The 15,425-nt window shown below is 69.9% G+C and carries 12 protein-coding genes; 2 read left to right on the top strand and 10 right to left on the bottom strand.

Annotated features, from left to right (window positions below; genetic code table 11):
• Positions 1-187 precede the first annotated feature (187 nt).
• The 9 genes from rodA to OHA86_RS25865 form a co-directional block, all read right to left on the bottom strand.
• The gene (rodA, locus tag OHA86_RS25905) at positions 188-1,387 is read right to left on the bottom strand and encodes a rod shape-determining protein RodA (protein ID WP_329178925.1); all 1,200 of its coding nucleotides are present in this window, start codon (positions 1,385-1,387) and stop codon (positions 188-190) included.
• Positions 1,384-3,624 carry a penicillin-binding protein 2 gene (mrdA, locus tag OHA86_RS25900; RefSeq protein WP_329178923.1) on the bottom strand — a complete coding sequence of 747 codons (2,241 nt, stop codon included), beginning with the start codon at positions 3,622-3,624 and terminating at the stop codon, positions 1,384-1,386. Before mrdA ends, rodA begins: the two co-directional genes overlap by 4 nt.
• Positions 3,621-4,268 (bottom strand): rod shape-determining protein MreD, encoded by a 648-nt coding sequence (gene mreD / locus OHA86_RS25895; protein WP_329178921.1) that lies wholly within the window; start codon positions 4,266-4,268, stop codon positions 3,621-3,623. Before mreD ends, mrdA begins: the two co-directional genes overlap by 4 nt.
• A gap of 3 nt (positions 4,269-4,271) precedes the next feature.
• Entirely contained in the window at positions 4,272-5,264 is a 993-nt protein-coding gene (mreC, locus tag OHA86_RS25890) for a rod shape-determining protein MreC (RefSeq protein ID WP_329178919.1), read from the bottom strand.
• 127 nt (positions 5,265-5,391) lie between these two features.
• Positions 5,392-6,414 carry a rod shape-determining protein gene (locus OHA86_RS25885; protein WP_329182557.1) on the bottom strand — a complete coding sequence of 341 codons (1,023 nt, stop codon included), beginning with the start codon at positions 6,412-6,414 and terminating at the stop codon, positions 5,392-5,394.
• Positions 6,415-6,613: 199 nt separating this feature from the next.
• On the bottom strand, positions 6,614-7,027 hold the full coding sequence (gene ndk, locus OHA86_RS25880) for a nucleoside-diphosphate kinase (protein ID WP_329178918.1): 414 nt from the start codon (positions 7,025-7,027) through the stop codon (positions 6,614-6,616).
• A gap of 66 nt (positions 7,028-7,093) precedes the next feature.
• A complete protein-coding gene (locus OHA86_RS25875) occupies positions 7,094-7,429 on the bottom strand; it encodes a DUF4233 domain-containing protein (protein ID WP_329178916.1) in 336 nt (111 codons plus the stop codon).
• Positions 7,430-7,441: 12 nt separating this feature from the next.
• Positions 7,442-8,971 (bottom strand): bifunctional tetrahydrofolate synthase/dihydrofolate synthase, encoded by a 1,530-nt coding sequence (gene folC / locus OHA86_RS25870; RefSeq protein WP_329178914.1) that lies wholly within the window; start codon positions 8,969-8,971, stop codon positions 7,442-7,444.
• 97 nt (positions 8,972-9,068) lie between these two features.
• Positions 9,069-11,702, bottom strand: coding sequence for a valine--tRNA ligase (locus OHA86_RS25865; protein WP_329178913.1), 2,634 nt, complete (start codon positions 11,700-11,702; stop codon positions 9,069-9,071).
• 116 nt (positions 11,703-11,818) lie between these two features.
• On the opposite strand from OHA86_RS25865, the gene OHA86_RS25860 reads away from it, so the two are divergent.
• Together OHA86_RS25860 and OHA86_RS25855 are read left to right on the top strand one after the other, a co-directional pair.
• Positions 11,819-12,817 (top strand): hypothetical protein, encoded by a 999-nt coding sequence (locus OHA86_RS25860; protein WP_329178912.1) that lies wholly within the window; start codon positions 11,819-11,821, stop codon positions 12,815-12,817.
• Positions 12,818-12,928: 111 nt separating this feature from the next.
• A complete protein-coding gene (locus OHA86_RS25855; RefSeq protein ID WP_329178910.1) occupies positions 12,929-13,930 on the top strand; it encodes a hypothetical protein in 1,002 nt (333 codons plus the stop codon).
• A gap of 64 nt (positions 13,931-13,994) precedes the next feature.
• Here the strand turns inward: OHA86_RS25855 and clpX are convergent, their stop codons facing one another.
• Complete coding sequence (clpX, locus tag OHA86_RS25850) at positions 13,995-15,278, bottom strand: ATP-dependent Clp protease ATP-binding subunit ClpX (protein ID WP_327291112.1); 1,284 nt, start codon at positions 15,276-15,278, stop codon at positions 13,995-13,997.
• Between the last annotated feature and the right edge of the window lie 147 nt (positions 15,279-15,425).

Raw genomic sequence — 15,425 nt, 5'->3', positions numbered from 1 at the left:
GGGCCGGTGGCCCGGGGGGTGGATGACCCTCAAGGGTACCCGGATGCCCCCAGCTCCCGGTCCGCCCGCGACCGGGGCACCCGGCATACGGCCGCAGCCCCGCAGCCGGGGGCGCCCGGCGTACGGCCGCAGGCCCGGATCCGCCCGCGGCCGGGGGCGCCCGGCGTACGGCCGCCCCCGGAGGGGCTCACGCCGACATCGGGCGCTGCATCTTGACCGATTGGAGGAGCCCTATGGCCACGCAGTTCGCGAACATGGAGGACCCCCCGTACGACACAAAGGGCAGTGGGATACCCGCGACCGGCATGATGCCCAGCGTCATGCCGATGTTCTCGAACGCCTGGAAGGCGAACCACGCCACGATACCCGCCGCCACGATCGTCCCGTAGAGGTCGGTCGCGCCGCGTGCGATGGCGCAGCCGCGCCAGAGGATGACGCCGATCAGCAGGATGATGAAGGCCGCGCCGACGAAGCCCAGCTCCTCGCCCGCGACGGAGAAGACGAAGTCCGTCTGCTGCTCGGGCACGAACTGGCCGGTGGTCTGGCTGCCGTGGAAGAGGCCCTTGCCGAGCAGACCGCCCGAGCCGATGGCGATCCGCGCCTGGCTGGTGTTGTAGCCGACGCCGGAGGGGTCGAGCGCCGGGTTGGCGAAGGCGGCGAAGCGGTCGATCTGGTATTTGTCGAGGATGCCGAGCTGCCAGACCAGCAGCGCGCCGCCGATGCCGGAGGCGATCAGCCCGAAGACCCACCGGTTGGACGCGCCGGAGGCGAGGAGCACGCCCAGCACGATCGCGCCGAGCACCATCACCGAGCCGAGGTCCGGCATCAGCATGATGATGCCGATCGGCAGCACGGCGATGCCGAGGGACTGGAGCACGGTCCGGTGGTCGGGGTGCTCGCGGTCGCCCGCGTCGACCCGGGCGGACAGCACCACCGCCATCCCGAGGATGATCGCGACCTTGACGAATTCCGAGGGCTGGAGCGAGAAGCCGCCGCCGATGACGATCCAGGAGTGGGCGCCGTTGACGGTGGAGCCGAGCGGGCTGAGGACGGCGAGGATGCCGAGGATCGCCAGCGCGTAGTAGAAGGGCACCACATCCCGCATCCGGCGGTGGCCGATGACGACCGCGCCGATGCCGAAACCGGCGCCGATGCCGGCGTTCATCAGGTGCCGCAGCAGGAAGTAGTACTGGTCGCCGTGGGTGAGGCTGGTGCGGTTGCGGGTCGCGGAGTAGACCAGCAGGGTGCCGATGGCGCACAGCAGCAGGGCCGCGAAGAGCAGCAGCCAGTCCATCCGGCGTACGACCGAGTCGCGCGCGAAGAGCTTGCCGAGGGTCGACCGCTCCGGGGTGTAGCGGGGGACGGAGGTGTAGCCGTGGGCGCTCATGACCAGTACCGCCTGCCCAGCAGCAGCTTCTCGGGCCGTCCCGGGGCGAGCGCGGCGAGCGCCGGGGCGGCGCCGCCCGCGGTGCGCGGGCCCGAGGGCGCGAACAGCTCGTCGGACGACGGGAGGGTGTACGACGCGGCGGAGGCGACACCGTCGGCGGAGATCTTCGGCAGCGTGGTGACCGGCTGCGGCATGATCCCCTTCTTCGGGTCGATCGTGGCGGTGTCCTTCTTGATGCCGTACATCGCCTCGTAGATCCGCCGTACGGCCTCGCCGGAGGCACCGGAGCCGGTGCCGCCCTGGGAGATCGTCATGACGATCGTGTAGTCCTTGGTGTAGGTGTCGAACCAGGACGTGGTCTGCTTGCCCTCGACCTCGGCGGTACCGGTCTTGGCGTGCAGCGGGATCCGGTCCTGCGGCCAGCCGCCGAACTTCCAGTCGGCGGTGCCCTCGGTGACGACGCCGGCCAGCGCCTTGTCGATGTACTTCAAGGTGGCCTTGGTGTCGGGCAGCTTGCCGGAGACCTTGGGCTTGATCGGCGTGACGGTCTTGCCGTCGGCGCTGACCACGGCCTTGCCGATGGTCGGCTGGTAGAGGGTGCCGCCGTTGGCGAGCGCCGCGTAGACCCGGGCCATCTGCACCGGGGTGACGAGCGTGTCGCCCTGGCCGATCGCGTAGTTGACCGAGTCACCGGCGCGGATGACGTTGTGGTCGGCGCACTTCTCGACGGAGATCTGGACTTCCAGGCTCTTCTTCTGGTCGTTCTTGTGGGCCGCGGCGGTACGGCACCAGTAGTCCTGCATCTCGTCGTTGTACTCCGCCGCCCACTGGCGGTCGGGCACCCGCCCGGTGACCTCACCGGGCAGGTCGACGCCGGTCTTGGCGCCCAGGCCGAACTGGTGGGCGGTCTTGAAGAACCAGTCCTTGGGGTGCTTGGGGTTGGTGGCGCCGTCCTTCTTCCACTCGTTGTAGGCGATGCCGTAGAAGACGGTGTCGCAGGAGACCTCGAGGGCGCGGCCGAGCGAGATGTCGCCGAAGCTCTCGTTCTCGAAGTTCTTGAACTCCCGGTCGCCGATCATCATCGAGGAGGTGCAGGGGTAGTTGCCGTCCGGCGCGTAGCCGGCGTTGATGGCGGCGCTGGTGGACACCACCTTGAAGGTGGAGCCGGGGGCGGACTGGCCCTGGATGGCCCGGTTCAGCAGCGGGTAGTCGGACTTCTTGTCGATCAGCGAGGCGTACGCCTTCGCCGAGATGCCGCCGACCCACTCGTTGGGGTCGTAGGTGGGAAGACTCGCCATGGCGATGATCTGACCGGTGCGGTTGTCCATCACGACCGCGGCCCCGGAGTCCGCCTTGTAGTTCTCGTGGGAGACGGTGTCGTACGTCTTGCGCGCGGCCACCATCGCGTCGTTCAGCTCTTTCTCGGTGACCGCCTGGACCTTCGCGTCTATGCTGGTGACCAGGTTGCTGCCGGGCTGGGCGGGGGTGTCGCCGGCCTTGCCGATGACCCGGCCGAGGTTGTCCACCTCGTAGCGGGTCACGCCCGCGGTGCCGCGCATCTGCTCGTCGTAGACGCTCTCCAGGCCCGAGCGGCCGATCTGGTCGGAGCGCAGCAGCGGGGTCCTGGTCTTCTCCGACGCGCTGACCTCGTCGTCGGTGACCGGGCCGAGGTAGCCGAGCACCTGGGCGGCGTTCGACTTGTACGGGGCGGCGTAGCGGCGTACGGCGGTGGGCTCGGCGGTGACGCCGGGGAAGTCCTCGCGGCGCTCCATGATCTGCAGCGCCTGCTGGGTGGTGGCCGAGTCGGTGATCGGGATCGGCTGGTAGGGAGAACCGTTCCAGCACGGCTTGGGCGTCTTGGCGTCGCACAGCCGGACCTTGTCGATGACGTCCTGCGGCTGCATGCCCAGCACCCCGGCGAGCCTGGTCAGTACGGCGGTGCCGTCGTCGGCCTGCTTGAGCAGGTCGGTACGGCTGGCCGAGACGACCAGCTTGGTCTCGTTGTCGGCCAGCGGCACCCCGCGGTCGTCGAGGATCGAGCCGCGCACGGCGGGGGTGACGACCTGCTGGATGTGGTTGTTGGCGGCCTTCTGGTCGTACTGCTGGCCGTTGCGGATCTGCAGGAACCACAGGCGTCCGCCGAGGGTCAGCAGCAGCGACACGACCAGGATCTGCAGGATGACCAGCCGGATGGTGACCCGGGTGGTGCGGCCGGTCTCGGGGATGTTGCTGCTCATCGCCTGACTCCCCTGGCCATCGAGTTGACCTTGACCATCTTTCCGGCCCGGCCGAAGAGCCCGGCGCGCTGCGGGGCGATACCGGTTCTCATCCGGCTGCGGCTGCCGCCGTAGCCGCCCGTGGCGTCCTCGGACAGCGGGTCGTGGTCGAAGCGGCGGGCCAGCGCCATCACCAGCGGCACCACGAAGGGGGCGAGCAGCAGGTCGTAGACGGTGGCGGTGAAGACCAGCTTGGCCAGGCCGACATGGGCGCCCGCGGTGTCGCCGACCAGGCTGCCGACGCCCGCGTAGAGCACGGTGGTGCCGATGGCCGCGCCGATGACGCACAGCATCGGGCCGGCCGCGGTACGCAGCCGGCCGTTCTCCGGCTTGAACAGGCCCGCCACATAGCCGGTGACGCACAGCACCATCGCGTACCGGCCCACCGCGTGGTCGGCCGGCGGTGCCAGGTCGGCGAGCAGGCCCGCCGCGAAGCCGATCAGGCAGCCGGCGACATGGCCGTAGCTGATGGCGAGGCCCAGCACGGTGAGCAGCAGCAGGTCGGGCACCGCGCCCGGCAGGTGCAGCCGAGCCAGCACGCTGACCTGGGCGACCATCGCGAAGACCACCAGGATGGTGGGAAGCAGGATCCGGTTGAGTCGCATGGGTCAGCCCCTGCCGCTGGTGGGCGTGTCGGTGGCGGTCCCCGGCGGCAGGTCGCCGCCGGTCGGGGTGCTGCCGGGCGAGGCGGGCGCGGTCGGCGAGGCCGGCGCCTTCGGTTTGGGCTTGGGCGACGGGGTCGGCTTGGCGGGCAGCACGCTGTCCCGCGGATCGGTGCGCGGGCCGACCACGACGACACCGACGACGTCCAGCCGGGTGAAGCCGACGAAGGGCTGCACCAGGAGCGTCTTGGTGAGGTTGCCGCCGGACGGGTCGACGCCGACGATCTTGCCCACCGGCACCCCGGGCACGAACGGCTTGCCGGCCTCGGAGCCGAAGGTGACCAGCCGGTCGCCCTTGTGCACGGCGGCCTTGCCGTTGAGCAGCTGGACCCGCATCGGCCGGTCGCCCTGGCCGGTGGCGAAGCCCAGCTCCATGGAGCCTTCGAGCCGGGTGCCGACGGTGAAGTCGGGGTCGTTGGCCAGCAGCACGGTGGCCGTCGAGGGTCCGACGGTGGTGACCCGGCCGACCAGCCCGTCGCCGTTGAGCACGGTCATGTCGCGGGTGATGCCGTCACGGCTGCCGGCGTCGATGGTGACCGTCCAGGAGAAGCCCTGGGCCGCTCCTATCGCGATCACCTGGGCGCCCTTGATGGCGTACTGTCCGGCGCCCGCGGTCTTCAGCAGCTTGTCCAGCTCCTGCGCCCGGTTGCGGGTGATGTCCTTGCTGCCGAGCTGCTGCTTGAGCGCGGCGTTCTCGTGTTCCAGCCGGCTGATGGTGCTGCTGCGTCCGTCCGAGTCGCGCACCGCGTCCACCGCGTTGCCCACCGGGTCGACGACACCGGACACGGCGTTCTCGACCGGGCCGAAGACGGATTGCGCGGCCTGCCGCGGCCGGTCGAGCGGTGAGTTCTCACCGCCCCGGATGTCCACGGTGATCAGCGCGAACGCGACCACCACCAGCAACACCAGCAGCAGCCGGCTCTCCTTTGTGTCCCTCACGGGCGCCAGTCCGTGCCTTCCTCATCGGACCCGCCGCCGTGGGGCCGCGGCCGGTCGGAGCTACTGTGCTGGGGTTCGCATGACGCGGGTGATCCGGCTCGCCGAGGTCATCTGCGAAGGCCTCGCGTCATCTGCGGGGGGCGGCGTCGAGGACGCGCTGGAGCGCCTCGAACTCCTCGACGCACTTGCCGGCGCCGAGCGCCACGCAGTCCAACGGGGTCTCGGCGATATGGATGGGCATGCCGGTCTCGTGCCGCAGGCGCTCGTCCAGGCCGCGCAGCAGCGCGCCGCCGCCGGCCAGGACGATACCGCGGTCCATGATGTCGCCCGACAGTTCGGGCGGGCACTTGTCCAGCGTGGTCTTGACCGCGTCCACGATCGCGTTGACGGGTTCCTCGATCGCCTTGCGCACTTCCGCGGCCGAGATGACCACGGTCTTGGGCAGGCCGCTGACCAGGTCGCGGCCGCGGATCTCGGTGTGCTCCTCGTCGTCCTTGGTCGGGAAGGCCGAGCCGACGGTGAGCTTGATCTGCTCGGAGGTGCGCTCGCCGAGCAGCAGGCTGTACTCCTTCTTGATGTGCTGGATGATCGCGTTGTCCAGCTCGTCGCCGGCCACCCGGATGGACTGGGCGGTGACGATGCCGCCGAGGCTGATGACCGCGACCTCGGTGGTGCCGCCGCCGATGTCCACCACCATGTTGCCGGTGGCCTCGTGCACGGGGAGCCCGGCGCCGATCGCGGCGGCCATCGGCTCCTCGATGATGTGCACGGTCCGCGCCCCGGCCTGGTTGGCGGCGTCGATCACGGCACGGCGCTCGACCCCGGTGATACCGGACGGCACGCAGATGACCATCCGCGGGCGGGCCAGATAGCGGCGCCTGTGCACTTTGAGGATGAAATAGCGCAGCATGCGCTCGGTGATCTCGAAGTCGGCGATGACGCCGTCCTTGAGCGGCCGGACCGCGACGATATTGCCCGGTGTGCGGCCGATCATTTTCTTTGCCTCGGCGCCGACCGCCAGGATGCCGCCGGTGTTGGTGTTCACGGCAACGACGGACGGCTCGTTCAGAACGATCCCGCGGCCCCTGACGTACACCAGCGTGTTGGCGGTCCCGAGGTCGACAGCCATGTCACGGCCGATGAACGACATGTTGTTCGCCATGAGGATACGTCAGGCCTTCCCGAGCTTGAGCGGAGAGATTCCATCGTAGTCGCGACCGGTGCGGCGCGGGGTCGGGGTTCCGACGTCATTGTCATCAGAACACACAGCTGACCTCTGTAATGGTGACGTCGTGTCGGGATGTTTGGTTCCCGATCGACCGTCGTATATGCCCTGACCGGCCGCGGTGTTAGGCCAGACCGGGGAAGAACAGCTTGATCTCGCGTTCGGCGGACTCCTCGGAGTCCGAGGCGTGCACCAGGTTCTCCCGGACGATCGTCCCGAAATCCCCCCGGATGGAGCCGGGCGTTGCGGCAATCGGGTCGGTCGGCCCGGCCAGCGTGCGCAGCCCCTCGACGACGCGTTCGCCCTCGACCACCAGCGCCACCGAGGGACCGGACTCCATGAATTCCACCAGCGGCTCGTAGAACGGGCGTCCGACGTGCTCGGCGTAGTGCTGCTCCAGGGTGCCGCGGTCCAGCGTACGCAGTTCCATGGCGCGGATCGTCCAGCCCGCCTTGCGCTCGATCCGGCCGAGGATCTCGCCGACCAGGCCACGGCGTACGGCGTCGGGCTTGAGAAGGACGAGAGTGCGCTGAGACACGGGGCGGCTCCTGCTGAATACGGAAAGACGTGTGAATGGTGGTACGACGAGCCTACAAGGCGGGCCTCAGGCCGCTTGAGCCGCGTTCCTCGCCTTGGCCTCGTCGACCTTGCGGCCGAAGTGGATCGACGCCCACCACAGGCCTGCGAAGACCAGCCCGAGGAAGAACATCGTACCGACCCAGATGCCGCTGACGACCAGTCCGAGCTGGAGTGCCCAGCCGACGGCGAGCCCCCCCGGCCTGGTGAGCACCGCGCACAGCAGGATGCACAGCCCCATCGCGATACCGGACACCGTCCACACGGTACCCACGGACAGGTCGGAATTCTTCATCGCGACCAGCCCGGCGAAGCCGATGACGAAGAACTCGCCGATCAGCGTGCTCGAACAGAGCGTCCGCATGGACCCAGCCCCTTACCTACGGCCCAGCAGCAGCCGGGCCTCTCCCACGGTGATGACGGAACCGGTGACCAGCACACCGGCTCCCGCGTACGCGCCTTCGTCCTCGGCCAGCGTGATCGCCGCCTCCAGGGCGTCGTCGAGCCGCGGCTCGACCTGCACCCGGTCCTCGCCGTAGACCTCCACGGCCAGCGCCGCCAGCTCGTCCACGTCCATCGCGCGCGAGGTGGAGTTGCGGGTCACCACGACCTCGGAGAGCACCGGTTCGAAGGCTTCGAGCAGCCCGCGCACGTCCTTGTCCCCGCTCGGGCCGACCACGCCGACCAGATGGGTGAAGTCGAAGACCTCGCTGACCGCCGCCGCGGTGGCCAGCGCACCCGCCGGGTTGTGCGCCGCGTCCAGCACCACGGTGGGGCTGCGGCGGACGACCTCCAGGCGGCCGGGCGAGGTGACCGCGGCGAAGGCGGCGCGCACGGTGTCCTGGTCCAGGGTGCGCTGGTGCATCCGGCCGATGCCGAAGAACGCCTCGACCGCGGCCAGCGCGACCGCGGCGTTCTGCGCCTGGTGCTCGCCGTGCAGCGGCAGGAAGACCTGGTCGTACTCGCCGCCGAGGCCGCGCAGCGTCAGCAGCTGGCCGCCGATGGCGATCTCGCGCCGGGTGACCCCGAATTCCATGCCCTCGCGGGCGACCGTGGCGTCCACCTCGACGGCCCGCTTCAGCAGCACCTGCGCGGCGTCCGCGGGCTGCCTGCCCAGCACGACGGTGGCGTCCTTCTTGACGATGCCGGCCTTCTCGACCGCGATCTCGCCGGGGGTGCCGCCGAGCCGGTCGGTGTGGTCGAGTGCGATCGGGGTGACGACCGCGACCTGCCCGTCGACCACGTTGGTCGCGTCCCAGCTGCCGCCCATGCCGACCTCGATCACCGCCACGTCGACCGGCGCGTCCGCGAAGGCCGCGTAGGCCATCGCGGTGAGCACCTCGAAGAACGACATGCGGTACGGCTGGGCCGCGTCGACCATGCCGACGTACGGCTGCAGGTCGCGGTAGGTCTCGATGAAGCGCTCGGCGCTGATCGGGGAGCCGTCCAGGCTGATCCGCTCGGTGACGGACTGCACATGCGGGCTGGTGTAGCGGCCGGTGCGCAGCTCGAAGGCGAGCAGCAGCCGCTCGATCATCCGGGCGGTGCTGGTCTTGCCGTTGGTGCCGGTGATGTGGATCGCCGGATAGGTGCGCTGCGGTTCGCCCAGGATGTCCATCGCCGCGGTCATCCGGTCGAGTGACGGCTCCAGCTTGGTCTCCGGCCAGCGGCCCTGCAGTTCCTCCTCGACCTCCCGCAGCTCGCGGTCGACCGCCGGGTCGGCGGGGCGGGACGGAACGTCGTCGTCGGCCGCGGGGCTGATGCCGGCGCGAAGCGTCCGGCTGCCGGCCTCGATGACGGCCATGTCCACCTCGCGCGGCCCTGCGCCGGTCGGGCGGTCGTCGTCGGCATCGTCGGGGTGGTGCGGATCGTCCGCGGCGTCGCCGTTCGGGGGGAGGTCGGTCACGCGGTCCAGTCTACGGAAGGCGGCCCCGGCCTCACGGCCAGGGCCACCACGCTCACCAGTGCGCCGAACCGGCGCGCCTGCGGGACGCAGCCGCCGGTCAGCTCTCCGGGAGCGCGCCGAGCTGGGCGGTGATCCGCTCGATGTCCGCCTCGGCCGCCGCCAGCCGCGCCCTGATCCCGGCCACGACCTTCTCCGGCGCCTTCGCCAGGAAGCCGTCGTTGCCGAGCTTGCGGCCCGCGTCGGACTTCTCCTTCTCGGCCAGGCCCAGGTCCTTGGTGAGCCGCCGGCGCTCGGCGGCCACGTCGATGGTGCCCGACAGGTCCAGCTCGACGGTGGCGCCCGCGACCGGCAGCGACGCAGTGGCGTGGAAGCCGTCGCCCGCGGGCTGCAGCCGCAGCAGCTGCCGGATGGCGTCCTCGTGCGGCGCCAGCAGGGTGCCCGCGACGGTGAGCCGCGCCGGCACCTTCTGGCCCGGCTGGAGGCCCTGGTCGGAGCGGAAGCGGCGGACCTCGGTGACGACCCGCTGGACCTCGGCGATCTCCGCCTCGGCGGCCGGGTCGCGGAAGCCGCTGTCCTTCGGCCAGTCGGCGACGACCAGCGACTCGCCGCCGGTGAGCGTGGTCCACAGCGTCTCGGTGACGAAGGGGACGACCGGGTGCAGCAGCCGCAGCAGCACGTCGAGGACCTCGCCGAGGACCCGGCCCGAGACGCGGGCGGGCTCGCCGCCCGCGAAGAAGACGGTCTTGGACAGTTCGACGTACCAGTCGAAGACCTCGTCCCACGCGAAGTGGTAGAGGGTGTCGGAGAGCTTCGCGAACTGGTAGTCGTCGTAGTAGGCGTCGACCATGGCGACGGTGGCGTTCAGCCGGGACAGGATCCAGCGGTCGGTGGCCGACAGCTCTGCCGGCTCGGGCAGCGGACCGTCGACCGTGGCGCCGTTCATCAGCGCGAAGCGGGTGGCGTTCCAGATCTTGTTGGCGAAGTTGCGCGACGCCTTGACCCAGTCCTCGCCGATCGGCACGTCGGCGCCGGGGTTGGCGCCGGTGGCCAGGGTGAAGCGCACGGCGTCGGAGCCGTAGGCGTCCATCCAGGTCAGCGGATCGACCGAGTTGGGGTTGGACTTCGACATCTTCTTGCCGAACTCGTCCCTGACCAGGCCGGTGAGGGCGATGGTGTGGAAGGGCGGGACGTCGTCCATCGCGTACAGGCCGAACATCATCATCCGGGCGACCCAGAAGAAGATGATGTCGTGGCCGGTGAGCAGGACGTCGGTCGGGTAGAACTTCTCCAGGTCCGGGGTCCGCTGGGGCCAGCCCAGGGTGGAGAAGGGCCACAGGCCCGAGGAGAACCAGGTGTCCAGGACGTCGGAGTCCTGCGTCCAGCCCTCCCCCGCCGGCGGCTGCTCGTCGGGGCCGACGCAGACCCGCTCGCCGTTCGGCCCGTACCAGACCGGGATGCGGTGGCCCCACCACAACTGGCGCGAGATGCACCAGTCGTGCATGTTGTCGACCCAGTCGAAGTACCGCTTCTCCATCTCGCGCGGGTGGATCTTCACCCGCCCGTCGCGGACCGCGTCGCCCGCCGCCTTCGCCAGCGGCCCGACCTTGACCCACCACTGGAGCGACAGCCGCGGCTCGATGGTGGTCTTGCAGCGCGAGCAGTGCCCGACGGAGTGGACGTACGGGCGCTTCTCCGCGACGATCCGGCCTTCTTCGCGCAGCGCCTCGACGATCGCGGAACGCGCCTCGAACCGGTCCAGGCCCTGGAAGGGTCCCGGCACGGTGATGACGGCGCGCTCGTCCATGACGGTCAGCGACTCCAGCCCGTGCCGCTGGCCGATGGCGAAGTCGTTGGGGTCGTGCGCGGGCGTCACCTTGACCGCGCCGGTGCCGAACTCCGGGTCGACGTGGGCGTCCGCGACGACGGGGATCGTCCGGTCGGTGAGCGGCAGCTTGATCCGCTTGCCGACCAGGTGCGCGTAGCGGGCGTCGTCCGGGTGGACGGCGACGGCGGTGTCGCCGAGCATCGTCTCGACGCGGGTGGTCGCGACGACGACCGTCTCGTCGCCCTCGCCGTACTTCAGCGAGACCAGCTCGCCGGCGTCGTCCTGGTAGTCCACCTCGATGTCGGAGATGGCGGTCTGGCAGCGCGGACACCAGTTGATGATCCGCTCGGCGCGGTAGATCAGCTCGTCGTCGTACAGCTTCTTGAAGATCGTCTGGACCGCCTGCGAGAGGCCGTCGTCCATGGTGAAGCGCTCGCGGGACCAGTCGACGCCGTCGCCGAGGCGGCGCATCTGGCCGAGGATGCGCCCGCCGTACTCCTCTTTCCAGCGCCACACCCGCTCGACGAACTCGTCCCGGCCGATGTCGTGGCGGGACTTGCCCTCCTCGGCGAGCTGCTGCTCGACCTTGTTCTGGGTGGCGATGCCCGCGTGGTCCATGCCGGGCAGCCACAGCGCCTCGTAGCCCTGCATGCGCTTGCGGCGGGTCAGGGCGTCCATCAGCGTGTGCTGGAAGGCGTGGCCCAGGTGCAGGGTGCCGGTGACGTTGGGCGGCGGGATGACGATGGTGTACGGCGGCTTGTCGCTCTTCGCGTCGGCCTCGAAGTAGCCCCGCTCCACCCAGCGCTCGTACAGCGGCCCCTCTACGTCGGCCGGCGCATAGGTCGTCGGCAGTTCGGGGGCGGCGCTGTCCGGCCCGTCGTGGGGGCGCTGAGTGTTGTCGGTCACCAGGCGATTCTACGGGGGCGTGCCGGGCTGTTACGAATCAGTTGCCGCCCTGCGGTAAGCGCCGCATAAAGGATCGGCGAAGATGGGGCGAGCTATCCATGGGAGGGGCCGAAGTCATGAGCAACAGCCAGCCGCCGCCGAATCCGTACGGTCAGCAGCCGCCGGATCCGTACGGCCAGCAGCCCCAGCAGCCGTACGGCCAGCCCCCGCAGCAGCAGCCGGGCTACGGCTACCCCCAGCAGGGACCGCCCGCGCAGCCCGCGTACGGCCAGCCGCCGCAGCCCGGGTACGGCTACCCGCAGCAGGGCCAGCCCGCCCAGCCGCCGTACGGCCAGCCGCCCCAGCAGCCCGGTTACGGCCAGGTGCCGCCGCAGCCGCCCTACGGCCAGCAGCCCGGGTACGGCTACGGCTACGGCGAGCCGCCGGCGGCCCCGCAGGGCAGCGGCAAGCGCAACGGCATCATCATCGGCGCTGTCGTCGCCCTGGTCGCGATAGGCGCCGGCGTCTTCTTCGCCACCAGGGGCAGCGACGGCGGCGGGATCAAGAACGACGGCAAGAAGTACCAGCTGACAATGCCGGAGACGGTCGCGACGGACTACAAGAAGACCGACGACGACGAGGACGGCGGCTTCGACGAGACCGATATGGCCACGCTGAAGACCCTCGGCGTCAGCGACGCGAAGAAGTCCCAGGCCGACTACCTGATCGGGGATCAGGACACCGGCCAGGTCCTGGAGGTCGCCGGCGTCTACGGCACCGTCAAGGACCCGCAGAAGGTGGTCGACGGGATGTTCGCGCAGATGAAGAAGGACGCCGCGAAGAAGGAGGACGACGGCACCACCCACGAGCTGGTGGGCGAGCCGCAGAAGGTCACGCCGGCCGGCATGGACGACGCGGCCATGGAGTGCCAGCAGGTCAAGTACCACATCCCGGACCAGAACATCGACTTCCCGACCACGATCTGCCTGTGGGCCGACTACAGCACCGTCGCCTACACGGTCGCGCTCGACCTCGGCAAGGTCCAGAACGGCACCGCCACCGCGATGCCGTACGACCAGGCCGCCGAGCTGGCACAAGGGGTGCGCAAGGACGTCCGGGTACCGCTCGCGGCCTGAAGTCCCGTTCGCTATAGGGCCGTTGCGGCTTTTCCCGCCCCCTCGGTCAGCAGCGGGCAGGACGTCCGCAAGGATGTGCGGACGAAGTCAACGGAGGGGACCCTCGTACCGATGAGCAACAACCAGCCGCCGCCGAACCCGTACGGCGGCCAGCAGCCGCCCAACCCGTACGGTCAGCAGCCCCCGCAGCAGCAGCCCGGCTTCGGCCAGCCCGAGCCGGGCTACGGCTACCCGCAGCAGGGCCAGCCGGCCCAGCCGCCGTACGGGCAGCCCCCGCACCAGCAGCCGGACTACGGCCAGCAGCCGCAGCCCGGTTACGGCTACCCGCAGCAGGGCCAGCCCGGCCAGCCGCCGTACGGCCAGCCCCCGCAGCAGCCCGGTTACGGCTACGGCCAGCCGCCGGGTGCCCCGCAGGGCGGCGGCAGCGGCAAGCGCAACGGCATCATCATCGGCGCCGTCGTGGCGCTGGTCGCGATAGGCGCCGGCGTCTTCTTCCTCACCAGCGGCGGCGACAGCGGCAGCGGGCCGAAGAACGACGGCAAGAAGTACAAGCTGACCACCCCGGCCACCGTCGCCACGGACTACAAGAAGAGCGACGACTCCGACCTGGCCGACGACGGTCTCGACGACGACGACCTGGCGACGCTCAAGACGCTCGGCATGACCGACCCGCAGCGGGTCACGGCGGCCTACATCAAGGGAACCCAACTGGCCGGCACCGTGCTGTCGTTCAGCGGCGCCTACGGCACCGTCAAGGACCCGCAGAAGGTCGCCGACGGCATGATGGCCAGCCTGCGCAAGGGCGCCACCGACGACGGCGAGGGCACCAAGACCGAACTGGTCGGCGGCGCGCAGACGCTGCACCCCTCGGGGGCCGACGACGCGGTCGTGGAGTGCCAGACCGCCAAGATCACCAACACCGAGGACGGCGACGACAAGGGCAAGGTGATCAACGTCACCATCTGCCTGTGGGCGGACTACAGCACGGTGGGCACGATCACCCCGCTCGACCTGGCCTCCCTGGTCGGCGGCAGCGGGAGCAGCCTGTCGGCCGACGCGACCGCCGACCTGCTCGCGAAGGTCCGCAAGGACACCCGGGTGCCGCTCACGTAAGCGGCGTTCGCAGCACGAAGGGGGCGCCCGGTGTGGACCGGGCGCCCCCTTTCGTGCCGCGGTGCTACGCGCTCTTCTGCTCGCCCTTGCCCACGATGCGCGGCTCGCGCGGCACCAGGGTCGGGTTGACGTTGGAGTGGACGACCTCGGCGCTGATCACCACGCGGGCCACGTCCTTGCGGGACGGCACCTCGTACATCACCGACATCAGCACCTCCTCCATGATCGCCCGCAGACCGCGTGCGCCGGTCTGCCGCAGGATCGCCTGGTCGGCGATGGCCTCCAGCGCGCCGCGCTCGAACTCCAGCTCCACACCGTCGAGTTCGAACAGCTTCTGGTACTGCTTCACCAGCGCGTTACGCGGCTCGACCAGAATCTGCAGCAGCGCCTCGCGGTCCAGGTTGTGCACGCTGGTGATGACCGGGAGGCGGCCGATGAACTCCGGGATCATGCCGAACTTCACCAGGTCCTCGGGCATGATCTCCTGGAACTGGTCGGAGGCCTGGATCTCCCGCTTGGACCTGATGGTCGCGCCGAAGCCGATGCCCTTGGCGCCGGCCCGCGACTCGATGATCTTCTCAAGACCGGCGAAGGCACCGCCCACGATGAACAGCACGTTCGTGGTGTCGATCTGGATGAACTCCTGGTGCGGGTGCTTGCGGCCGCCCTGCGGCGGCACACTCGCGGTGGTGCCCTCCAGGATCTTCAGCAGCGCCTGCTGCACGCCCTCGCCCGAGACGTCCCGGGTGATCGACGGGTTCTCGCTCTTGCGGGCCACCTTGTCGATCTCGTCGATGTAGATGATCCCGGTCTCGGCCTTCTTGACGTCGTAGTCCGCCGCCTGGATCAGCTTGAGCAGGATGTTCTCGACGTCCTCGCCCACATAGCCGGCCTCGGTGAGCGCGGTGGCGTCGGCGATGGCGAACGGCACATTGAGCATCCGGGCCAGCGTCTGCGCCAGCAGGGTCTTGCCGGACCCGGTGGGGCCGAGCAGCAGGATGTTGGACTTCGCCAGTTCGATCGCGTCGTCGTGGCCGGGCCGGCCGTTCTCACCCGCCTGGACGCGCTTGTAGTGGTTGTAGACCGCCACCGACAGCGCCTTCTTGGCGGGCGTCTGCCCGACGACGTAGCCCTCCAGGAATTCGTAGATCTCCCGGGGCTTGGGCAGATCCTCCCAGCGGACCTCGGAGGACTCTGCCAGCTCCTCCTCGATGATCTCGTTGCAGAGGTCGATGCACTCGTCGCAGATGTACACACCGGGACCTGCGATGAGCTTCTTCACCTGCTTCTGGCTCTTTCCGCAGAACGAGCACTTCAGCAGGTCTCCGCCGTCACCGATGCGTGCCACGAGGTCTTTCCCCTTCGCCTGGGTTCCGCCGACCTTCAACGGAGCCTGGTGCTTCTCTCATCGACGGTACCTTGCCGCGCCCCCCGTGTGGGTCCCCCTTGGACGTACTCGCTCATCCGGGTCCAGGGGGACCGCGCGCGGACCTGC

The sequence above is a fragment of the Streptomyces sp. NBC_01477 genome (genome assembly GCF_036227245.1).
Taxonomy (GTDB): Bacteria; Actinomycetota; Actinomycetes; order Streptomycetales; family Streptomycetaceae; genus Actinacidiphila.
This window is presented reverse-complemented; position numbering and strand designations above follow the sequence as displayed.

What these genes read in the sequence shown, in the direction of transcription:
- OHA86_RS25875 (WP_329178916.1), bottom strand. Translation starts at nt 7,429, where the DNA reads ATGCGGACGCTCTGTTCGAGCACGCTGATCGGCGAGTTCTTCGTCATC.
- OHA86_RS25860 (WP_329178912.1), top strand. Translation starts at nt 11,819, where the DNA reads ATGAGCAACAGCCAGCCGCCGCCGAATCCGTACGGTCAGCAGCCGCCG.
- rodA (WP_329178925.1), bottom strand. Translation starts at nt 1,387, where the DNA reads ATGAGCGCCCACGGCTACACCTCCGTCCCCCGCTACACCCCGGAGCGG.
- mrdA (WP_329178923.1), bottom strand. Translation starts at nt 3,624, where the DNA reads ATGAGCAGCAACATCCCCGAGACCGGCCGCACCACCCGGGTCACCATC.
- OHA86_RS25885 (WP_329182557.1), bottom strand. Translation starts at nt 6,414, where the DNA reads ATGTCGTTCATCGGCCGTGACATGGCTGTCGACCTCGGGACCGCCAAC.
- OHA86_RS25855 (WP_329178910.1), top strand. Translation starts at nt 12,929, where the DNA reads ATGAGCAACAACCAGCCGCCGCCGAACCCGTACGGCGGCCAGCAGCCG.
- mreD (WP_329178921.1), bottom strand. Translation starts at nt 4,268, where the DNA reads ATGCGACTCAACCGGATCCTGCTTCCCACCATCCTGGTGGTCTTCGCG.